This is a genomic window from Nonomuraea sp. NPDC049028, from assembly GCF_043197735.1.
Taxonomy (GTDB): Bacteria; Actinomycetota; Actinomycetes; order Streptosporangiales; family Streptosporangiaceae; genus Nonomuraea.
In genome coordinates, this window is record NZ_JBICTR010000004.1 from 624,917 (window position 1) to 643,130 (window position 18,214).

Genomic DNA, 18,214 nt, shown 5'->3' on the forward strand with positions numbered 1-18,214 from the left:
GCGGGTCTGGGAGGTGGCGCGGTGAGCGAGCGGTTTCTTGGTGAGGTCGTGTTGCCAGGGGTGGCGCACTCGGTGGCGGTGGCTCGTCGCTGCGTCGGGGAGATGCTGGCGGCGGCAGGGCTTCGAGTCGTAGAGGACGTGCGGTTGATCGTCAGTGAGTTGATCACCAATGCGCTGATCCATACCGCTTCGGGGCTGCACGGCGGGGTGGTGACGGTGGAGGTCGTCGCCGTTGATGCCGAGATCGTTCGCGTTGAGGTGACCGACGACGGGGCGGACACCATTCCTCGATCGCGCGCGTCCGGCGATGACGACTGTCACGGGCGGGGTCTGTGGCTGGTCGAGCAGATCGCGCTCAAGTGGGGTGTGCGCTTGCTGGGCGCGGGGCAGCGCGCGGTCTGGGCGGAGATGTTCACGGGCCAGGTCGCGCCTGTCTGCGCTGGGGAAGACGTGACGGTCGGGGTCGCGCACAGCGGGCGGCAGGTGAGGGGGTGAGTTGAGTGATGAGTCAGTGGCGATTTCCTCCCCATTGCACGGCGCCGCACGTGCCCGCTCTCCAGTCGCACTACGAGGAGCTGGCATGGAACGATCCACGCGGGGGTGAGCCGCACGGCCGGGTAATGCGGTGGACCTGCGACTGCGATGAGGTCTTCTACGAACTGATCATGCTCGGCGGGTTGCGGTTCATTCGCCGGACAGCTCTCCGGGCCGGGAAGACCGTCATTCATGAGAGTGATCGCTGGTCCTTCCACGTGGCAAACGCCATGTGGAGCGCACTGATTTCCGGGCATGTCAGATGAAGTATGAGAATTCCGAAGTCGTGTGGACTACGAACTTGGGCTCGGTTAGCAGAGCTGAGAACAGGGCCGCGACCTGCGGTAGTCTCAAGCCCTTTCCTTCCCATTGCTGGACGTGACCGGTCCTGTCCTCGGGTCTGAGGAACAGAAAGGGCGACGCGAGCACATGACGGCTGGCCGATGCACTCACAGCCTCGAATTCAGCGACGACGTCGTGGTCAAGCGCTACACATCATGGGGTCGAGGAGAGCCTCACCGAGAGTGGACAGCACTCACACTGCTCGCCGAACACGCGCCTGACCTCGCACCCACGCCTTTGGACGCCGCACTCGACGCTCACCCACCCACGATCGTGATGACCAGGCTACCCGGCCGTATCCTGCGCGGCGCGCATGCCACTGACGAGCAGGTCAGCGCGATGGCCACCGCCGTGAACCGATTGCACCAGGCAATCCCTACTCGGGTGGCGGAAGGAGTCGCCCCGCCTCCTGGGGGCCCGCCGCAGCTCTGAACAAAGCCCGCGTCTGGGCCGACAAGCGACCTGACCTCGGCGCGAACCCGGTTGTGCGGCACGCCCTCCAAGCGGGATCCGCCTGGCTGGCATCCAGCGATCCTGACCAGCTCGTGACGAACCCCCATCCGCCTGTCCTCGGGCTAGCGGATGGCAACCACGCGAACCTGCTGTGGGACGGACACGAGCGGCGCGTGCGCTTATCGACTGGGAAGACTCCGGCCGCAGCGATCGCGCCTTCGAACTTGGCGAGGTAACCGAGCACATCTCCCGCATCGACGGCGCCCTGGATGCCGAGCAACTGCTGGCCCACATCGACCTGGCCCCGGGGGAAGCCGCGCGGGTGCGGGGCTTCCGCCGCCTGATCGCGCTGGGCTGGTTTCTCCAGCTCGGCCCCGATGGGCCGGCGATGCCTCATAACCCGGTAGGCACCCTCGAGCGCCAGGCCGAGAGGGTTCTGCGACTTTTCCGCTAAGTCGCGTACGTCTCCACATTGATCGGGGCTACCCCGCCGTGGTCCGCTCCAACCAGCCGACCGGGCGAAGCGTTCTTGGAAGGCTAGAGCGACATGGCCTCAACGTCGAGGCCGGCGTCGAGGCGGCGCATCGTCAGCGCCTTGATCCTCTCCGCATCCGCCAGGACGACCGCCGCCGCCAGCACGCGCTCGCGGCTGAGCGGCTCGCGGAATGCCTTCGCCGCCATCGGTCTTCCACCCCCTTGTCGGCGTCTTACATCGTAAGTTACCTTACGGAGTAAGGTACACAGTCGATCTCTCGCGGCCGCCGCGCCGGCACAGCCCTCAAGGAGAGCCACCATGCACGCGCTGATCCGCACCGCCCGCATGACCGGGCTGCTCTACCTCGGCCTCGCCGTCACCGGCGCACTGGGCTTCCTGCTCATCCGGCCGCGGCTCTTCACGGCCGGCGATCCCGGTGCGACGCTCGCCCACCTGGTCGACCACGAATCGCTCGCCCGCGCCGGGATCGCCTTAGAGTTGCTCATCGTCGTCACCAAAGCCCTCACAGTGGCGTGGTTCTACCGCCTGTTCCGGACCGCACACCCGCTTGCCGCCAGCGGTATCGCCGCCTTCGGCCTCGTCAACGCGGTCACGGTGCTCTCCAGCGCGGCGCTGCTCGCCACAGCGGTCCAGGTCGCGCTCGACCCGATCGGCGACGCGGCGGCCGTCGTCCAGGTCCTGTACCTGGTCAGCGGCAACCTGTGGGGCGTGGGAACAGTGTTCTTCGGCCTGTGGCTCATCCCCATGGGCTCGTGCGTGCTCCGCTCGGGCTGGATGCCCCGCCCGCTCGGCTGGATTCTCATCGGCGGCGGCATCGGCTACCTGCTCAGCGCGTTCGTCGGATATCTCGTCCCCGGCGTACAGGGCATCGCAGACGCTCTCACCGTCCCCGCGACCGTAGGGGAGCTCTGGATGGTCGGCTACCTGCTGATCCGCGGCGTCCGCCGTCACGCGCTCGACCAAGCCCCGTCAGGTGCGCCAACGGCGGCACCCGCAGCGGGTTGACGGGTCCCAGGCCGCTACGAACACCAACGCGACCCCCACCTCATCGCCGCCTGAGACCCCTTCGAGCCCGACCCCGCCACTGGCGAGGCCACCCTCGACGATCTCGCCAACCACCTCAACCGGCCCGTCGACGCCTACCGCTACCCGATGCGCCGCCACGTCTGGCACTGCACCGTCCTGACCGCCCGTCACGACCGCGTCCTCACCGGCACCACCTGGGCGTAGATCGTCACCCGCCTCTTCGCCAGCGCTGGAGCGCGCTCACGGCGAGAACCTCGACCTCCGACGCGAATTGGCCCGCCGCGGCGGCACCAAAGCAGTTCCTCAGTGATTGCCCCGACCAGCCAACCACGTCGCATGCCGACGGATACGGGAGAGATCGTCGGGAAAATAGCTCTCCCACTCCTCGTCCAGCCGCTTCCAGGCCACCGGCTGCCCGGCCTCTGCGACAAAAGGGGCGGCTGTATCAACTACCGCGGCATATGACAGCCCGAGGGTGACCGGCCGGTCCGGGTGATAGGAGCGAACCGCAACCGCTGCCGGTTCGGGCAGTAGTTCAACCCGAAGGCCTGTTTCCTCAAGCAGTTCCCGGATCGCCCCCTCACGCGGTGTCTCCCCGGCCTCGACTTTCCCGCCCGGCGGAACCCAACCCCGCCAACGATGCTGCACCAACACCACCCGGGCAAGATCCCTGTCGAACACCCACACCTCGGCCGCGAGAGGCTCCATCGGCCCCCGCTGGACAGAAGCCAGCCATCGGCAAGCCCCGTCGAACTCGGCTATCGCCCTTTCGGCGTCGATCGCCGCTGCCTCGACGACCCGCTTGTCGACCATGCTATGAGCCATCGGGCCAACATAGAGGGCGGCACTGACAACGCCGGTCACGTCGCAGCTCGTCCGTCACGTTGGAGGCGGATGTGTTGCTGCTCATCCCTTCACCTGCTCGGTGCCCAACGTGGTCTCGATGCCCAGCGCGGCGTCGTAGTCGCTGAGTCGCCGCTGCTGCACCTGCACCTGGCCCGGCGGCGACAAGGCAGCGCCGGCCAGGTGCGGGCCAGGCGCACCACGCAGGGCGGCGGCGGCCTGGACATGGGCCGGATCGGCGGTCGTCTGATGGGCGGCCCAGCACCGCGCATGCCGAGCCACCACCTGGCCGCCGCACCTGGCGGTGACCTGTTCCAGATCGGCGATGACCTCCACCAGCCGCCCGACGCCCGAGGGGTGCACTGAGTAGTAGTTGGAGGCGATGCGCACGTAGTGGTCGCGAGCTAGCCGTGTCGAGGTCCGCCAACCCACTACCGGCGCCACCGGCGGCAACGCGACCATCGCCGCCAGGTCGGTGACGATCCGGTCGGCCGGACGGCAGCCGAGCCGCCGATGATGGCGGCTGTTGGCCCGACTCAGCCGCTGGGCCAGCAGGGCGTTGAAGTCGCACGGGCCGGTAAAGGCCCGGCCAGGCAGAAACGAGGGTTCCAGATAGCCGTTGGCCCGCTCGACCAGTCCCTTGGCCTCCTGATCGGCGGGCTTGCACTGGCGGATGCGCACGGAAGGCATGCGCCTCGGCCGTCAGCTGCGGCCTGCCGCCCCTCCACTGCCCGATCGCGCCCTCGTTGTCCCACACCAGCGTCTTGGGCACCGCCCCCAGAGCGCGGATCATGCCCCACATCCCGACGAACAGATCCCGGCGGATTCGAACGATCATCGCCACGGGGTCAGTTTTCACCCGTCGTCGACAGCCGACCGGGCGAAGCGTTCTTGGAAGGCGGTCCGTGCGTAGCGAGGTCCTTCAGGGGGCGGGCGTCAGCCCGCCTGGGAGGACGTCCGGAGCGTAGCGGAGGGCCGTTGTGGGCGGGTGGGCATCAGACGGCCAACCACCGAATCGGGTGACGGGCGGGGAGGAAGAACGCCCGGAGCGAAGCGGAGGCCCTTTTGAGGGAGAGCACCGATCGGCGCGACTCCGCAGTAAGTGCCCACGCGGCAGCACAGACCCCTAATATCACTTCTGTCCGCATAGGACCGATAGCGGAGGAAGCAGTGGGTGGCCCCGGGACCGAGAACACGTCAGGACGTGCGCGAAGCGCGGCGGTCCGGTGACGCTGCTCGCGGGCCGCTACCGGCTGCTGTCCCCGCTCGGCCAAGGCGGCATGGGCACCGTCTGGCGGGCGATGGACGAACTGCTGCGGCAGGAAGTGGCCGTCAAGGAGGTCCGGCTGCCTCCGGACCTCGACGAGGCGGCACGTACTGAGCTGGCCGAACGCACGTTACGCGAGGCGAGAGCCGCGGCGCGGCTGCGTTCCCACCCGTCGATCGTCACTGTGCACGACGTCGTCCTCGACGGCGGCCGGCCGTGGATCGTCATGGAGCTGGTCCGCGGACGCTCCCTCGACCAGGCCGTACGCACCAACGGCCCGCTGGCCCCGCGCCAGGTGGCCTGGATCGGCCTCCAGATGCTCGACGCGCTCGGCGCCGCGCACGCGTCGGGCGTACTGCACCGGGACGTCAAACCGGCCAACGTCATGCTCACCGACGACGGACGGGTGCTGCTGACCGACTTCGGGATCGCGACCGTCGCAGGGGACGCCGCGCTCACGCAGACCGGCCTGCTCACCGGCTCGCCCGGCTACATCGCTCCAGAGCGCCTGCGCGGCGAGACCGACGGCCCCCTCGCCGACCTGTGGTCGCTCGGCGCCACGCTGTTCACGGCGGTGGAGGGCGGGCCGCCGTTCGCCCGCGCCAACCAGGCCGCCGTGATGGCGGCCGTGCTCATGCAGCCGCCCGCCCCCGCCCGGCTGGCCGGCCCGCTCGCCCCCGTACTGGCCGCGATCCTGGAGAAGGATCCGGTACGGCGCTGCGCCCCCGGCCAGGCGGCCGACTGGCTGAACGCCATCGCCCAGGGCGCCGTGCCAGCCCGGTCGGAGGTGGGCCCGGTGCCCGTCACACCCTCGCTCAGGACGGCCGGCACCGACCCGGCCCTGCACCGCGAGCGGACCCAGGCCGGCACTGTGCCCAAGCGCAGCCGCGTGCCTCTCATCCTCCTGGGCGCCGGGCTGGCGGTCGTGCTGGCCCTGGCCACAGGGGTGGTGGTCTTGGTACGGGTCCTGCCGAACTTCACCGCCACCTTCAGCGAAACGATCGGCGACACCTCCACCCCGGCCCCGACGTCCCGCTCGACGGGGTCCGCCCGGGCGCTGTTCGGGCGCAACTTCGAGGCGTGTGGCCTGCTGACCAACGCCCAGGCGCGCTCACTACTCGGCGGCGCGGTGAAACGCCAGTACCAGACAGCCACTGCCTGTATGTGGACCCGGCCCGACAACGGCGCGTTCGTGAGCGTCACGGCGAACCGCCTGGCGGATGCCTCGGCCGCGCACACCGCCCAGGAGTACACGGTCAAGACGATGAAGGAGGAACCGAAGCGCAACCCGGGCACCAAGATCCGCAAGGGTCCGGACGTCGGCGACGAGGCGTACAGCTACACCCGGGCCGAATCCATCGTGGACACGATCTACCGGACCCAGATCTCGTTCCGCCTGTCGAACGTCTGGGTGGTCGTCTACCACACGGGCCGGCAGCCGGGGTTCACCACTGCCGACCGGACAGCCCAGCTCGTCGTCAAGGCCGTCAATCGGCATCGCTAGTCTCACCTCATGGCGATCAGGCACTCGCACTGCTCCTTTTGCGGCACGGCGTACACCCCGGACCAGCCCTGGCCGCGCACCTGCGCCGGCTGTGGCAACACCGCCTACCTCAACCCGCTGCCCGTCGCGGTGCTGTTGCTGCCCGTGGACGATGGTCTGCTGGTGGTCCGGCGCGGCATCGAGCCGCATCGGGGCGAGCTCGCCCTGCCCGGCGGGTTCATCGACGTGGGCGAGAGCTGGCAGCAGGCCGCCGCCAGGGAGCTGTACGAGGAGACGGCCGTCGTCGTCGACGCGGGCCGCGTGCGGCTGTTCGACGCGCACAGCGCTCCTGACGGCACCCTGCTGGTCTTCGGCCTGGCACCGCCGACCGTCTCGGCCGCCTTGCCGCCGATGGTGCCGACGGCCGAGACCATGGAGTGGTCGGTGATGGACGAGCCGCGGGAGCTGGCCTTCCCGCTGCACACCCGGGTCGTCTCCGCGTACTGGGAACGCCGCTCAGCCCTTCACTGATCCGGCGAAGCTGAAGGAACCGGCGAGGTACTTGTTCACGGCGACATAGAGGGCCACGGCCGGGGTCGTGTAGATGATCGAGAACGCGGCCAGCTCACCGTAGGCGACCTGCCCGTACTGGGAGAAGAAGGTGTAGATGGTCACCGCCGCCGGCTGCTTCTCCGGCGTGTCGAGGAGGACGAAGGGGGCGAAGAAGTTCCCCCATTGGCCGACGAAGACGAAGATGGCCACGACCGCCACCCCGGGCGCCATCAGCGGCCCGACGATCCTGAGCAGCGACTGCACCCAGCCGGCCCCGTCGACCCAGGCGGACTCCTCCAGGCTCACCGGGACGCCGTCCATGAAATTCTTCATCATCCAGATGGAGAACGGCAGCGAACTGGCGGCCAGGAACAGCACCATGGCCGGAATCGACCCGTACAAGTTGAACCGGAAGAACATCGAGTAGACCGGCACCATGATCGCCGTGACCGGAAGGCCGGTCGTGAACAGCAGCGTCAGCATGAAATGCCGCTTGAAGCGCAGGGTGTAGCGGGACAGGGGGTAGGCGGCGAGCCCGGCGACGATCACGGTGAGGATCGCCGTGCTGCCGGAGATGAGGATCGAGTTGATGATCGGGTGGTAGATGGTCTCCCAGGTCAGCACCGCGCTGAAGTTCTTGAGCGAGAACTGGAAGGTCGGCTGCGCGGCGAGGTTGGCGTCGGGTTGCAGCGAGGCGAGGAGCACCCACAGGAACGGCCCGAGGAAGGCCAGCGCGATCACCGCGAGCGAGATGAGTGCCGCGCCACGGGCGGCCAGGCGCGTCATCAGGTGTCCACCTTGATCAGTCGCAGGTACACGAGGGAGAACGCGGCGCCGATGACCAGCATCACCAGGGCCATGGCGCTGCCGTAGCCGATCTCGAAGTAGCGGAACGCCTGCTCGTACATGTAGAGCGGGGTGGTCTGGCTGTCCGTGCCAGGACCGCCGCCGGTGAGGGCGTAGATCAGGCCGAAGCTGGCCAGGGTCTGCAGCGTGATCAGCATGAGGTTCGACAGGATCGAGCGGCGGATCAACGGCAGGGTGATGTGCGCCAGCCGCCGCCAGGTGCTCGCCCCGTCCACCGCCGCCGCCTCCAGCAGTTCCCCCGGTACGTCCGACAGCGCGGCGGAGTAGACCAGCATGGAGAACGCGGTGCCGCGCCACACGTTGGCCAGGATGATCGCGATCATGGGCGCGCTGTAGAGCCAGTCCTGGGAGAAGCCGAGGGCGGCGAGCGCCTCGTTGAGTGTGCCCTCCTCGGCCAGGAAGGAGTACCAGCACGCCGCCGCGACCACCTCGGGCACCACCCAGGCCGCGATCACGATGCCGTTGACCACGCTCCGGACCGCTCGTCCCCGGCCCCGCTGGAGCAGCGCGATGATCAGGCCGAGGGTGTTCTGCCCGATGACGGCCGAGCCGATCACGAAGACGAAGGTCAGCAGGAGGGAGTTGCGGAAGTCCTCGTCGCTGAACATCTTGACGAAGTTGTCCACACCGACGAACTGCGAGTTCACCGACGCGGCGCCGGTCAGCGTCTCGTTGGTGAAGGCGATGTAGACGCTCCACAGGATGGGCCCGACCATGAAGATCACGAACATGATCAGGGCGGGTCCGAGCGGCAGCAGCCAGCGCAGGGTGCGCCGGGCCCGCCGGCGCGGCTCCCCCTTGTCGGGGGAGCCGGCCAGCCGTGGCGGCGTCACGGACGTGACGGTCATGAGCCGGGGATCACCTTGTCCGGGCCGCCGACGACGCCGGGCAGCGCGTCGGCGTACTCCTTGGCCGCCGCCTCCGGGGTCTTGGAGCCGGTCGTCATCGCCTCCATGACCTTCTGCACCTCGGCCGAGACCTTCGGATAGACCTCGTACGCCGGGCGGTAGTGCGTGACAGACGCCAGATCGGACCAGAACTTCACGCTCGGGTTGTCAGCGCTGTACTTCGGGTCGGCGGCCACGTCCTTGCGCGGGGCGAGGTCACCCGTGCCGATGGAGTACACCAGCGTGTTCTCCTTGTTGGTCGCCGTGGCGATGAAGTCCCACGCGTCCTTCTTGTCCTTGGCGTAGGAGCTCATCGCCATGACCCAGCCGCCCGACATGCTGACGGCGCCGGGCGCCTGACCGTTCTGGGTCGGCATGGCGGTCCAGCCCATCTTCTCGGCCCACTGCGGCCACGGTTTGGTGCTGGTGGGCCGCCAGCTGCCCGACATCCAGGCTCCGTCGAGGTCGATGCCGATCTTGCCGTTGGGGAACCAGTCGAGCCCGATCTTCTCCCCCAGCTTGGGGTTGAACGCGTCGGCCTTCTTCGGGCCGAGGTCCTCACGGTAGATCGTGTTGATGAAGGCGAGCGAGTCGGTGAACGCCTTGCCGGAGGAGACCCACTTCTTCTGGGTGTCGTCGTACAGGGTGCCGCCGGGGGTGCCGTAGAGCAGCATCTCGAAGCCCTGCATGGTGGCGGCCTCGCCGTGCGGCTTGGTGGAGTACATGCTGAAGGGGACGACGCCGGGCACCTTCTGCTTGATCGCGCGGGCCGCGGTCAGCACGTCCGCCCAGGTCTTGGGCTGCCACGGCAGCTGGATGCCGGCCTTGGTCAGGATGTCCTTGTTGTACCAGAGCCCTCGGGTGTCGGTGCTGATCGGCACGCCGTAGATCTTGCCGTCGGGGCCCTTGGCGGCCTGCTTGACCGAGTCGGGATACTGGGTGGCCCAGTCGGGCCAGGTCTTCAGGTAGTCGTCGAGCGGGGCGAGCTTGCCGGCGGCGACGTCGGCGTTGACCTGGAAGGTGTCGTGGAGGTACACGTCCGGGGCTGACTCGGCCGAGCGGTTCAGCAGGGCGAGCTTGGTGTAGTAGACCTCGTTGTTGCCCTGGACCGCGGTCAGCTTGATCGTCACGCCCTTGTGCGCGGCTTCGTACTGCGCCTTGGCCTGTTTGAGCATTTTCTCCAGGTGCGGCCAGGAGGGTTCCACCTTGTAGAGGACTTCGATCTCCTTGGCCCCGTTGGCGCTTTTCTGCGGCGTGTCCGCACCACATGCGCCGGCCGTGGCGGCTAACGCGACTGTCAGGATCGAGGCCACCATCGCTCGTCTCATGGGACTCCTTCTCACCGGCCCACAGAACTGACTTGACGAGACGGTAAATCTTTTTGATTTATTAAGTCAACGACAGAAGCCCAGAAACACGGGGAGCAGTCATATGCAGAAGGGGACAAATCTTCCGAAAGTAGGCCATTTCAATCGGGCCGTCGTCCTGGAGGCGATCCAGGTCTCGGACGGCATCAGCCGCGTCCAGATCGCCGGGCGCGCCGGGCTCACCGCCCAGACCGTCTCCGTCATCGTGCGCAGGCTCCTGGAGGAAGGTCTCGTCATCGAGGACGGCTCGCTCCCGTCCCGGGGCGGCAAACCGCGCACGATCCTGCGGGTGGACCCGACCGCCGGCTACGCCGTCGGCATCCACTTCGATCCCGGCGAGATCTCGTACGTGCTGGCCGACCTGGCGGGGCAGCCGGTCGCCAAGCTGCACACCGCCGTACGGCCCGGCCTCGCGCCCGACGCGGTCATCCGCCAGATGGCCCGCACCGCCCGCAGAGTGCTGCGCGAAGCGGACGTACCCGACCGCAAGGTGCTGGGCATCGGCCTGGCCTGTCCGGGACCGCTCGACGCCGACGGCATCATGAACGTCCCGCCGCGCCTGACCGGATGGGACCACGTGCCCATCAAACGCCTGCTGGAGCAGCATGCCGGCTTCCCGGTGACCTCGGACAACGACGCCACGGCGGCGGCGATCGGCGAACGCTGGGCCGGGGTGGCACGGGCCGCGCCGAGCTTCGCCTACCTGTATCTGGGGACCGGCATCGGCGGCGGGCTGTTCCTCGACAACCAGATCTACCGCGGCCGATCCCTCAACGCCGGGGAGTTCGGCCACATCACGGTGGCGCCGGACGGCCCCGACTGCTACTGCGGCAACCGCGGCTGCGTCGAGGCGGTCTGCTGCCCGAGCGCGATCGAGGCGACCGTACGGGCGCGGCTGGCCGAGGGCGCCGAGAGCACGCTGAGCGCCGAAGGGCTCGACCACGCGGCGATCTGCGCGGCGGCCGCGGCCGGCGATCCCCTCGCCGGTACGGTCATCGGCCAGGTCGCGGCCCGGCTCGCCGACGCCGCCGTGAGCATCGTCAACATGCTCGACATCGACCTGCTGGTGCTGGGTGGCCCGGCCATGCACGAGGTCGCGGACGTCTACCGTCAGGTGGTCGCGGCGGCCGTGGCCACCCGGCCCCTGGCCCGCCGCCTCCACACGGTCCAGGTCGAGACCTCCCCCATCGCCGCCGACGCCGCCGCGATCGGCGCCGCGTCGCTGGTCTTCCACGCCACGTACGCGCCCCGGCTCAGCACGCTCTTGAACCGCTGATCTCCAAGCGTCCGTACGGCTGCGTACGGGCGCGGACCACGTGACCGGCGCGGATCTCCACGTCCAGCAGCGCCGCGTCGTCGTCGAGAGGGCAGCTCAGGGCGAAGGCCGTGTCGTCGAACCGGCCCGCCTGCCGCGCCCATTCGAGCCGGACGACCGCATCGGCGGCGAGCGCTGCGGATCCTGGCGGCGGCACGGACGGGCCGTCCAACGGCCGGCCCCACTGCGCGCTCACTCCCTCGACGCGCTCCAGGTAGAGCCGTCGCAGCCATATCGGCGTGGCCAGTTCGGCGAGTATGGCGAGCGCCGCCGCCTCGTCCGGCACCACCACCTCGGCTCCCGCACCAAGAGCGGGACTTGGCGGCGCGAGGGGGTCTACGCGCAAGACGATCCCCGTCCGGCCGTCCGCTGCGGGAACCGGCAGCCGCCCCGAAGGACACGCTGGGTCCAGCGGGCTGATCGCGCCGGACGACGCGATGCGCACCGCGGCGACGAGTTCGCCGAGCGTGGCGCAGACCACGGAGCCACCGGTGGGACGGACGACGAGCCAGCCGGCGGCGGCGGGCGAGATCCGCGCCCCTGGAGACGGCCGTACCCGGCTGACCGCGCGAGCCACCGCCGCACGGGCGCCCGGCCCGGCCACCCAGGGCCGCGCCCAGTCCGCGTCCCCGCGCTCACCGCAAGCACCGCACATCAGCCATCACCACCCCGCCCACACATCAGTAGGCTCTCCCGGCCCGCAAGCGCCGCACATCAGCCATTCGCTCTTTCCAGAAGGCTCGCCACACGGATCACGGCATGACGTCGCCGGAGTTGGGGCCGAGGGTCTGGCCGACGTAGAGGTTGCCGCCGGGGTCGCTGGCGAGCAGGACCGCCGTCGGCGCGATCTCCTCCGGGCGGCCGAAGCGGCCCAGGGGCAGCTCCGCCCGCTTGGCCGCCTTCCACTCCTCGGTGATCCCGGCCACCAGCGGGGTCTCGATGGGGCCAGGCGCGATCGCGTTCACCAGTACGTTGTGCTCGGCGACCTCGAGCGCGAGCGACTTGGTGAGCCCGATGACCCCGGCCTTGGCCGCCGCGTAGTGGCTGAGCGAGCGGCCGCCCTTGATGCCGAGCTGGGAGGCGATGTTGATCACCCGTCCCCAGCGCCGCTCGACCATGTGCGGCACGACGTAACGGCAGCACAGGAAGACCCCGGTGAGGTCGACCGCGATCGTCTCCGCCCACGTCTTCGGGTCCATCTCGACCAGCGGCGCCTCGGTGAGGATGCCGGCGGAGTTCACCAGGACGTCGATCCGGCCGAACCGGTCCAGCACGCCGGCGACGGCCCCGGCGACGGAGCCGGGATCGCTCACGTCGACGGCGACGTGCCCGGCCGCCCCGATGTCGGTGGCCGCGCGCTCGGCGTCCAGGTCCGCCAGCACGACCTGGGCTCCCTCGCGGAGGTACGCCTCGGCGATCGCACGGCCGATACCGCTCGCGCCACCGGTGATCAGCGCGGTCCGGTGTTCCAGGGCGGGCCGATATACCGGGATGGGCCGGTGTTCCGGGGCGGGCATGCGGTTCCTCCTCAGGCGGGCATGCGGACGGTGAGACCGCCGTCGACGACGATGTTCTGGCCGGTGATGTAGCCGGCGTCGGCCGAGGTGAGGAACCGGATGACGGAGGCGACCTCCGCCGGCCGGCCCACCCGGCCCCAGGGGATGTCCTGCCCGGCTCGGGCCAGGCCGTCGGGGCCGAGCGAGTTCACCGGGTCGGACGACTGCGGGGTTTCGATGAGGCCGGGGATGACCGAGTTGACGCGGATCTGGCGGGAGGCGAGTTCCACCGCGAGGCTCCGGCACAGGCCGAGCACCCCGGCCTTCGCGGCGGCGTAGTGGGCGTGCTCGCCCCAGCCGTACACGCCCCCCGCGATGGAGGAGACGGCGACCATCGCGCCGGGACCGGAGATCCGTGCGGCCGCCGAGCGCAGAGTGCGCAGGACGCCGGTCAGGTCGACCTGCAGCATGTCGTCCCAGGCCGCGTCGGTGAGCTCGGCAAGCGGGGCCCGGCGCAGCACTCCGGCGTTGGCCACCGCGATGTCGAGGCGGCCCCACTCGTCAAGCGCGCGCTGGGCGAACACCTCCACCTGCGCGGCGTCCCGTACGTCCACCTCATGCACCACGCCCGCGCCGCCGGCCTGCTCCACTTGGCGGAGGGTCTCGGCGGGGTTGTGCGGGTCGCCGGGGAAGGTGCCGATGACCGTACGGACCCCGTGGGTGGCGTACGAGACGGCCAGCGCGCGGCCGATCCCGCTGGCGGCACCGGTGATAACGGCGACCCGTCCGTCAATGTCGGGAGCGGTCACAGCGCGGGCACCTTCCGCGCGCCGAACATCACAAATCCCGACAGGAACGTGCCCAGCGCGCCGACCAGCAGCGCGCCCTGGTTCCAGTCCGAGCCCGCGACCAGCATCGCGGTGATGATCGCGCCGGCCGCGATGGCGCCCGGCTGGCTGATCGCGTTGATGAACGAGGTCCCCGTGGCGCGGCAGCGGGTGTCATAGCACTCGCCCATGAAGAACAGCATCGCCGAGTACGGCCCCACCAGGAAGAACATGCCCAGCGAGTACAGCACGACCACGGCGAACGTGCCATTGGCGACCAGCAGCATGAGCGCGAAGATGACGCCGGAGGCCATCCAGCCGAACGCGATCACGTTGCGCCGGCCGAACCGGTCCCCGGCCCAGCCGTGGAAGACGTAGCCGACGTAGGCGACCGCGTTGATCACGATGAACATGAGCAGGGAGTTGGTGAAGCTGACATTCTTGCCCTGGGTGAGCACCGTGGTGCCGAGCACGCTGAACACCTGGATGCCGAACCAGTTGACGAACCAGGCGAACCCGAGGACGAGCGTGTTACGCAGCGCGGACCCGCGGAAGATCTCCAGGAACGGCGCCGACTTGGCCTCGGACACGCCGTACTCGCGGGCGAGGACGGCCGCCTCTTCCGTACGGCCCTCCTTGCGCATCCGGTCCATCTTCTGCTGCAGCTCGAACTGCGGCGTCTCGCGCAGGCCGCGCCGCAGGAGCGCGATCACGATGGCCGGGAACGTGGCCAGCAGGAAGCAGCCCCGCCAGCCGACCAGCGGCAGGAACAGCGCGATGAACGCGGCGGCCAGCAGGGTGCCGAGCGGCCAGCCGCCCTGGACCAGGCTGTAGATCAGGCCGCGGCGCTTCTTGATCTTCTCGTCCTCGGTGACGGCGTAGATCTCGTTGAGGTACGTCGCGTTGACCGACTGCTCGGCGAGCCCGAGCCCGCCGATGGAGCGCACGCCGACCAGGTAGGCGGCGTTCATCGTGGCGGCCGACACCGCCGAGGCCAGCGCCGTGCCCGACACCGTGATGATCATGCCCTTACGGCGGCCCAGCCGGTCGACCAGCGGTCCCACTCCGAGGACCACGATCGCCGTCCCCACCGAGATCAGCGTGGAGATCAGTGACGCCTGCGCCGGGGACCACTGAAACTGGCCGGAGATCTCCGGCAGCAGGGTCCCGAACATGATGTAGTCGTAGACCGCGAAGATCCACGCGAACAGCGCGATCACCGTGGCCTTGCGCGTCTGCCGCACCCCGACACGTGGGAAGGGCCGGGTGCCCGATTCCGGGATGCCCGATGAGGTGGTTGTCATGGAGATGCCCTTTCGGAGAAAGAGAGTGGGGGGTTTCGCGCATGCGTCATCACCGGACCGGCATGGACAGGCGCGGGGCCGCTACCGGGGTGAGCGGGCCTTGAAGTCGTCGGCGATCTCGTCGAAGGTCACCCAGCGCACGCCCTCGTGGCCGCTGATGTACTCGATGAGGCGCTCGTGCATGAGCAGGCTCTGCGGCCGGCCCGAGACGTCGGGATGGATGGTCATGGTGAAGACCGCGTAGTCCGATTCGCGGTAGACCCAGTCGAACTGGTCCCGCCACATCTCTTCGAGGTGGCGCGGGCTGACGAAGCCGTGGCTGTTCGGGCTGGCCTTGACGAACATCATCGGCGGGAGGTCGTCGAGGTACCAGTTGGCCGGGATCTCCACCAGGTCGGTCTCCTGGCCGCGCTCCAGCGGCTTCATCCACTCGGCCGCCGGGCGGGAGTAGTCGATCTTCGTCCAGGAGTCGCCGACGCGGACGTAGTACGGGCTGAAGTCGTTGTGCATGAGCGAGTGGTCGTACTTGATGCCCCGCTCCAGCAGGAGCTCGTTGGTGACGGGCGAGAACTCCCACCATGGGGCGACATATCCGGTAGGCCTGCTGCCGGAGTACCTCTCGACCAGGTCGATGCAGTGGTCGAGGATCGCGCTCTCCTGCTCCCTGCTCATCGCGATCGGGTTCTCGTGCGAGTAGCCGTGCACGCCGACCTCGTGACCGCCGGCCACGACCTGGCGGGTCTGGTCGGGGAAGGTCTCGATGGAGTGGCCGGGGATGAACCAGGTGGTCCGCAGGTCGTACTTCTCGAACAGGCGCAGCAGCCGCGGGACGCCGACCTCGCCGGCGAACAGGCCGCGCGAGATGTCGCACGGCGAGTCCTCCCCGCCGTACGAGCCCAGCCAGCCGGCGACGGCATCGACGTCCACGCCGTACGCGACGAGAATCTCCTTGGGCATGGTCACTTCGTCCTTTCGATCGGAGAGGTATTCCAGGTCCGCGCGCGCAGCTCCTCGCGTACCCGGACCGGGTCGCGATGGCCGCCGAGCAGCGCGCTCAGCAGGACGCGCGCCTGCGGCGAGCGCAGGGTTCCGGTGGGGATGGCGCCGGCCTCGACGAGATCCGCGCCACCGCCGTTGCCGTACAGCGCGGCGACGGGCCCGGCATCGACCCGGGTGGACAGGGCGACGACGACGCCGGCCTCGGTGATCCGGGCCACCTCGTCCCTGATCCGGGGGTTGCCGTTGCCGGCGCCCAACGCCTGGAGGACGACCCCGGTGGCGCCCGCGTCGACCACCGCGCGCAGCGCGGCGGTGTCGCAGCCCGGGTAGAGGGCCACGATGTCGGTACGGACTCCGTCGAGGTCGAAGGTGTCGAGGTCCAGTGGCTTGGCCCGCGCGGGGGTCATCACGATGTTCACCTGGCCGTCGCGTACGCGGCCCAGCGGCCCGCTGTCCGGCGCGGAGAACGCCGATGAGGCGAGCGTGTGCGTCTTGCGGGTGCCGGAGGCGGCGAAGATCTGGCCGTCGAAGCCGATCAGCACCCCCAGCCCGCAGGCCCTGCCGCCCGCCGCCACCGCGATCGCGTCGGCGAGGTTGCGCGGGCCGTCGCCGTCGACCGCGTCGGCCGGCAGCTGCGCCCCCGTGAACACGACCGGTCGCGGGTCGTCATGGAACAGATCGACCAGGTAGGCCGTCTCCTCCATGCCGTCGGTCCCGTGGGTGACGACGACGCCGAGTACGTCGGGGTCGGTGAACGCCTCGCGGGTCCGCAGCGCGACCTCGCGCATGTCCGCGAGCGTGAACAGGTAGCTGCCCGCGCACAGCACGTCCCGCCCGACGAGTTCCACCCCGGGGTCGACCGGGAGACGGCCGAGCAGCTCGCCCGCCCGATCCTGGGCGAGACCCACCCCCTGCCCGTCCCTGCGGGTCGCGATGGTCCCTCCTGTGGACAGGACGATGACCTTGGACACTCGACGGCCTCCTCAGTTACCCAAACGTTTGCGCCAAACGTTTGGTAGCATCTGACCTGCGCCTACGAGATGTCAAGAACTTCACGTTAAAATCAAGAAAACCCCAGCCGGAAGCCGAGGGACATTGGGTGCGAAGAGGGCGCGGCCGGTTACGCTGCAGATGATCGCCGACCAGCTCGGACTGCACGTCTCCACGGTGTCGCGAGTGCTGCACGCCAAGCCCGGCGAAGGTCTGCGGGCGGCGTCGAGTCCGACCGTGGAGCGCGTCCGCAAGCTCGCCGACGAGCTCGGCTACCAGCGCAATCCGCACGCGATGAGCCTGCGCACCCAGCGCAGCAACCTGATCGGTGTGCTGGTCCCCCGGCTGTCCGACGTGGTGCTCGCGACCATTTACGAGGGCATCGAGGAGGCCGCGGCCGAGCAGGGGTTGTCGACGTTCGTCACCAACACGCGCGACCTGTCCGACGTCCAGCGCGCCCGTACGGAGATGGTCCTCGGCCGCCGCGTCGACGGCATGATCTTCGGCGACGCGCACGCGGACACGGGCTTCCTCGACGAGGTGGCCGCGCGTGGTGTCCCGTTCACGCTGGTCAACCGGCGGGCCGGGCGGCACCCGGCGGTGGTCTGCGACGACCGGCTCGGCGGCCGGATGGCCGCGGAGCACCTGCTGGGGCTCGGGCACGAGGAGGTGGCGATCGTCGCCGGCGAGCCGTACGCGAGCACCGGCATCGACCGCACCAGCGGCTTCGTCGAGAGATTCCGCGAGGCCGGGCTCCCGATCCCCGAGCACCGGATCGTGCACTCGCGCTTCGACGCGCGCGGCGGCCACGAGGGGGCCGAACGCCTGCTCGCGACGGGCCCGCTCCCGTCAGCGATCTTCGTGGTCAACGACTTCGGCGCCATCGGCACGATCGGCGCGCTGCGCGATCACGGGCTGCGGGTCGGGGCGGACATCGCAGTCGTGGGCTTCAACGACACCCCGCTCGCCGCCGAGTTGCCGGTCCCGCTCACCTCGGTCCGCTCCCCCATGCACGAGATGGGCCGCCGCGGGCTGCACCAGCTCGTCCGGGTCCTTGAGGGCGAGCAGGGTGAGACCGAGCTGCTCCGGCCGGAGCTCATCGTCCGGGCGTCGAGCGACCCGGAGCTCTACGCCGCCCTCACCCGGAAGACGGCCGGCGCCTGACC

The 18,214-nt window shown here is 69.5% G+C and carries 18 protein-coding genes and 1 pseudogene; 7 read left to right on the forward strand and 12 right to left on the reverse strand.

Annotated features, from left to right (window positions below; translation table 11 throughout):
• The first annotated feature begins 21 nt into the window (after positions 1–21).
• Positions 22–495: an ATP-binding protein gene (locus ACGFJ2_RS18330; protein WP_393469593.1), complete on the forward strand. Its 474-nt coding sequence runs from the start codon at positions 22–24 to the stop codon at positions 493–495.
• Positions 496–1,480: 985 nt separating this feature from the next.
• Positions 1,481–1,783, forward strand: coding sequence for a hypothetical protein (locus ACGFJ2_RS18335; protein ID WP_393469596.1), 303 nt, complete (start codon positions 1,481–1,483; stop codon positions 1,781–1,783).
• Between the two features lie 83 nt (positions 1,784–1,866).
• On the opposite strand, the gene ACGFJ2_RS18340 is transcribed toward ACGFJ2_RS18335, so the two are convergent.
• Positions 1,867–2,010, reverse strand: a complete 144-nt coding sequence (locus tag ACGFJ2_RS18340) for a hypothetical protein (RefSeq protein WP_357948082.1) — start codon at positions 2,008–2,010, stop codon at positions 1,867–1,869.
• 112 nt (positions 2,011–2,122) lie between these two features.
• On the opposite strand from ACGFJ2_RS18340, the gene ACGFJ2_RS18345 reads away from it, so the two are divergent.
• Entirely contained in the window at positions 2,123–2,830 is a 708-nt protein-coding gene (locus ACGFJ2_RS18345; protein ID WP_393469600.1) for a DUF4386 domain-containing protein, read from the forward strand.
• Positions 2,831–3,154: 324 nt separating this feature from the next.
• On the opposite strand, the gene ACGFJ2_RS18350 is transcribed toward ACGFJ2_RS18345, so the two are convergent.
• Positions 3,155–3,715, reverse strand: coding sequence for an NUDIX domain-containing protein (locus ACGFJ2_RS18350; RefSeq protein ID WP_393469603.1), 561 nt, complete (start codon positions 3,713–3,715; stop codon positions 3,155–3,157).
• A gap of 42 nt (positions 3,716–3,757) precedes the next feature.
• A pseudogene (locus ACGFJ2_RS18355) lies at positions 3,758–4,523 on the reverse strand (IS21 family transposase); the annotation flags it as partial.
• 397 nt (positions 4,524–4,920) lie between these two features.
• Between ACGFJ2_RS18355 and ACGFJ2_RS18360 the strand changes: the two are divergent.
• Both ACGFJ2_RS18360 and ACGFJ2_RS18365 read left to right on the forward strand, forming a co-directional pair.
• The gene (locus tag ACGFJ2_RS18360; RefSeq protein ID WP_393469606.1) at positions 4,921–6,465 is read left to right on the forward strand and encodes a serine/threonine-protein kinase; all 1,545 of its coding nucleotides are present in this window, start codon (positions 4,921–4,923) and stop codon (positions 6,463–6,465) included.
• A gap of 9 nt (positions 6,466–6,474) precedes the next feature.
• Positions 6,475–6,975 (forward strand): NUDIX domain-containing protein, encoded by a 501-nt coding sequence (locus ACGFJ2_RS18365; RefSeq protein ID WP_393469609.1) that lies wholly within the window; start codon positions 6,475–6,477, stop codon positions 6,973–6,975.
• Here the strand turns inward: ACGFJ2_RS18365 and ACGFJ2_RS18370 are convergent.
• From ACGFJ2_RS18370 to ACGFJ2_RS18380, 3 genes are read right to left on the reverse strand one after another with little or no spacing between them, the layout of a single operon-like run.
• Positions 6,961–7,782 (reverse strand): carbohydrate ABC transporter permease, encoded by an 822-nt coding sequence (locus tag ACGFJ2_RS18370; RefSeq protein ID WP_357948071.1) that lies wholly within the window; start codon positions 7,780–7,782, stop codon positions 6,961–6,963. The genes ACGFJ2_RS18365 and ACGFJ2_RS18370 overlap by 15 nt on opposite strands.
• Positions 7,782–8,711: a sugar ABC transporter permease gene (locus ACGFJ2_RS18375; protein ID WP_358173820.1), complete on the reverse strand. Its 930-nt coding sequence runs from the start codon at positions 8,709–8,711 to the stop codon at positions 7,782–7,784. Before ACGFJ2_RS18375 ends, ACGFJ2_RS18370 begins: the two co-directional genes overlap by 1 nt.
• On the reverse strand, positions 8,708–10,078 hold the full coding sequence (locus tag ACGFJ2_RS18380; protein ID WP_393469613.1) for an extracellular solute-binding protein: 1,371 nt from the start codon (positions 10,076–10,078) through the stop codon (positions 8,708–8,710). The genes ACGFJ2_RS18375 and ACGFJ2_RS18380 overlap by 4 nt, the downstream gene beginning before the upstream one ends.
• Positions 10,079–10,181: 103 nt before the next feature.
• On the opposite strand from ACGFJ2_RS18380, the gene ACGFJ2_RS18385 reads away from it, so the two are divergent.
• Positions 10,182–11,393: an ROK family transcriptional regulator gene (locus ACGFJ2_RS18385; RefSeq protein WP_393469616.1), complete on the forward strand. Its 1,212-nt coding sequence runs from the start codon at positions 10,182–10,184 to the stop codon at positions 11,391–11,393.
• Here the strand turns inward: ACGFJ2_RS18385 and ACGFJ2_RS18390 are convergent.
• The 6 genes from ACGFJ2_RS18390 to ACGFJ2_RS18415 all read right to left on the reverse strand — a co-directional run bounded on the left by ACGFJ2_RS18390 (position 11,371) and on the right by ACGFJ2_RS18415 (position 17,029).
• Positions 11,371–12,087, reverse strand: a complete 717-nt coding sequence (locus ACGFJ2_RS18390; RefSeq protein WP_393469619.1) for a hypothetical protein — start codon at positions 12,085–12,087, stop codon at positions 11,371–11,373. The genes ACGFJ2_RS18385 and ACGFJ2_RS18390 overlap by 23 nt on opposite strands.
• Before the next feature lie 97 nt (positions 12,088–12,184).
• The gene (locus ACGFJ2_RS18395) at positions 12,185–12,949 is read right to left on the reverse strand and encodes an SDR family NAD(P)-dependent oxidoreductase (RefSeq protein WP_393469622.1); all 765 of its coding nucleotides are present in this window, start codon (positions 12,947–12,949) and stop codon (positions 12,185–12,187) included.
• Positions 12,950–12,960: 11 nt separating this feature from the next.
• On the reverse strand, positions 12,961–13,737 hold the full coding sequence (locus tag ACGFJ2_RS18400) for an SDR family NAD(P)-dependent oxidoreductase (protein ID WP_363991186.1): 777 nt from the start codon (positions 13,735–13,737) through the stop codon (positions 12,961–12,963).
• Positions 13,734–15,059, reverse strand: a complete 1,326-nt coding sequence (locus tag ACGFJ2_RS18405; protein ID WP_393469625.1) for an MFS transporter — start codon at positions 15,057–15,059, stop codon at positions 13,734–13,736. The genes ACGFJ2_RS18400 and ACGFJ2_RS18405 overlap by 4 nt, the downstream gene beginning before the upstream one ends.
• Positions 15,060–15,140: 81 nt before the next feature.
• Positions 15,141–16,016: a polysaccharide deacetylase gene (locus ACGFJ2_RS18410; protein WP_363991180.1), complete on the reverse strand. Its 876-nt coding sequence runs from the start codon at positions 16,014–16,016 to the stop codon at positions 15,141–15,143.
• 2 nt (positions 16,017–16,018) lie between these two features.
• Entirely contained in the window at positions 16,019–17,029 is a 1,011-nt protein-coding gene (locus tag ACGFJ2_RS18415; RefSeq protein ID WP_393469628.1) for an asparaginase, read from the reverse strand.
• Between the two features lie 160 nt (positions 17,030–17,189).
• Between ACGFJ2_RS18415 and ACGFJ2_RS18420 the strand changes: the two genes are divergently transcribed.
• Positions 17,190–18,212, forward strand: coding sequence for a substrate-binding domain-containing protein (locus ACGFJ2_RS18420; RefSeq protein ID WP_357948043.1), 1,023 nt, complete (start codon positions 17,190–17,192; stop codon positions 18,210–18,212).
• Positions 18,213–18,214 lie beyond the last annotated feature (2 nt).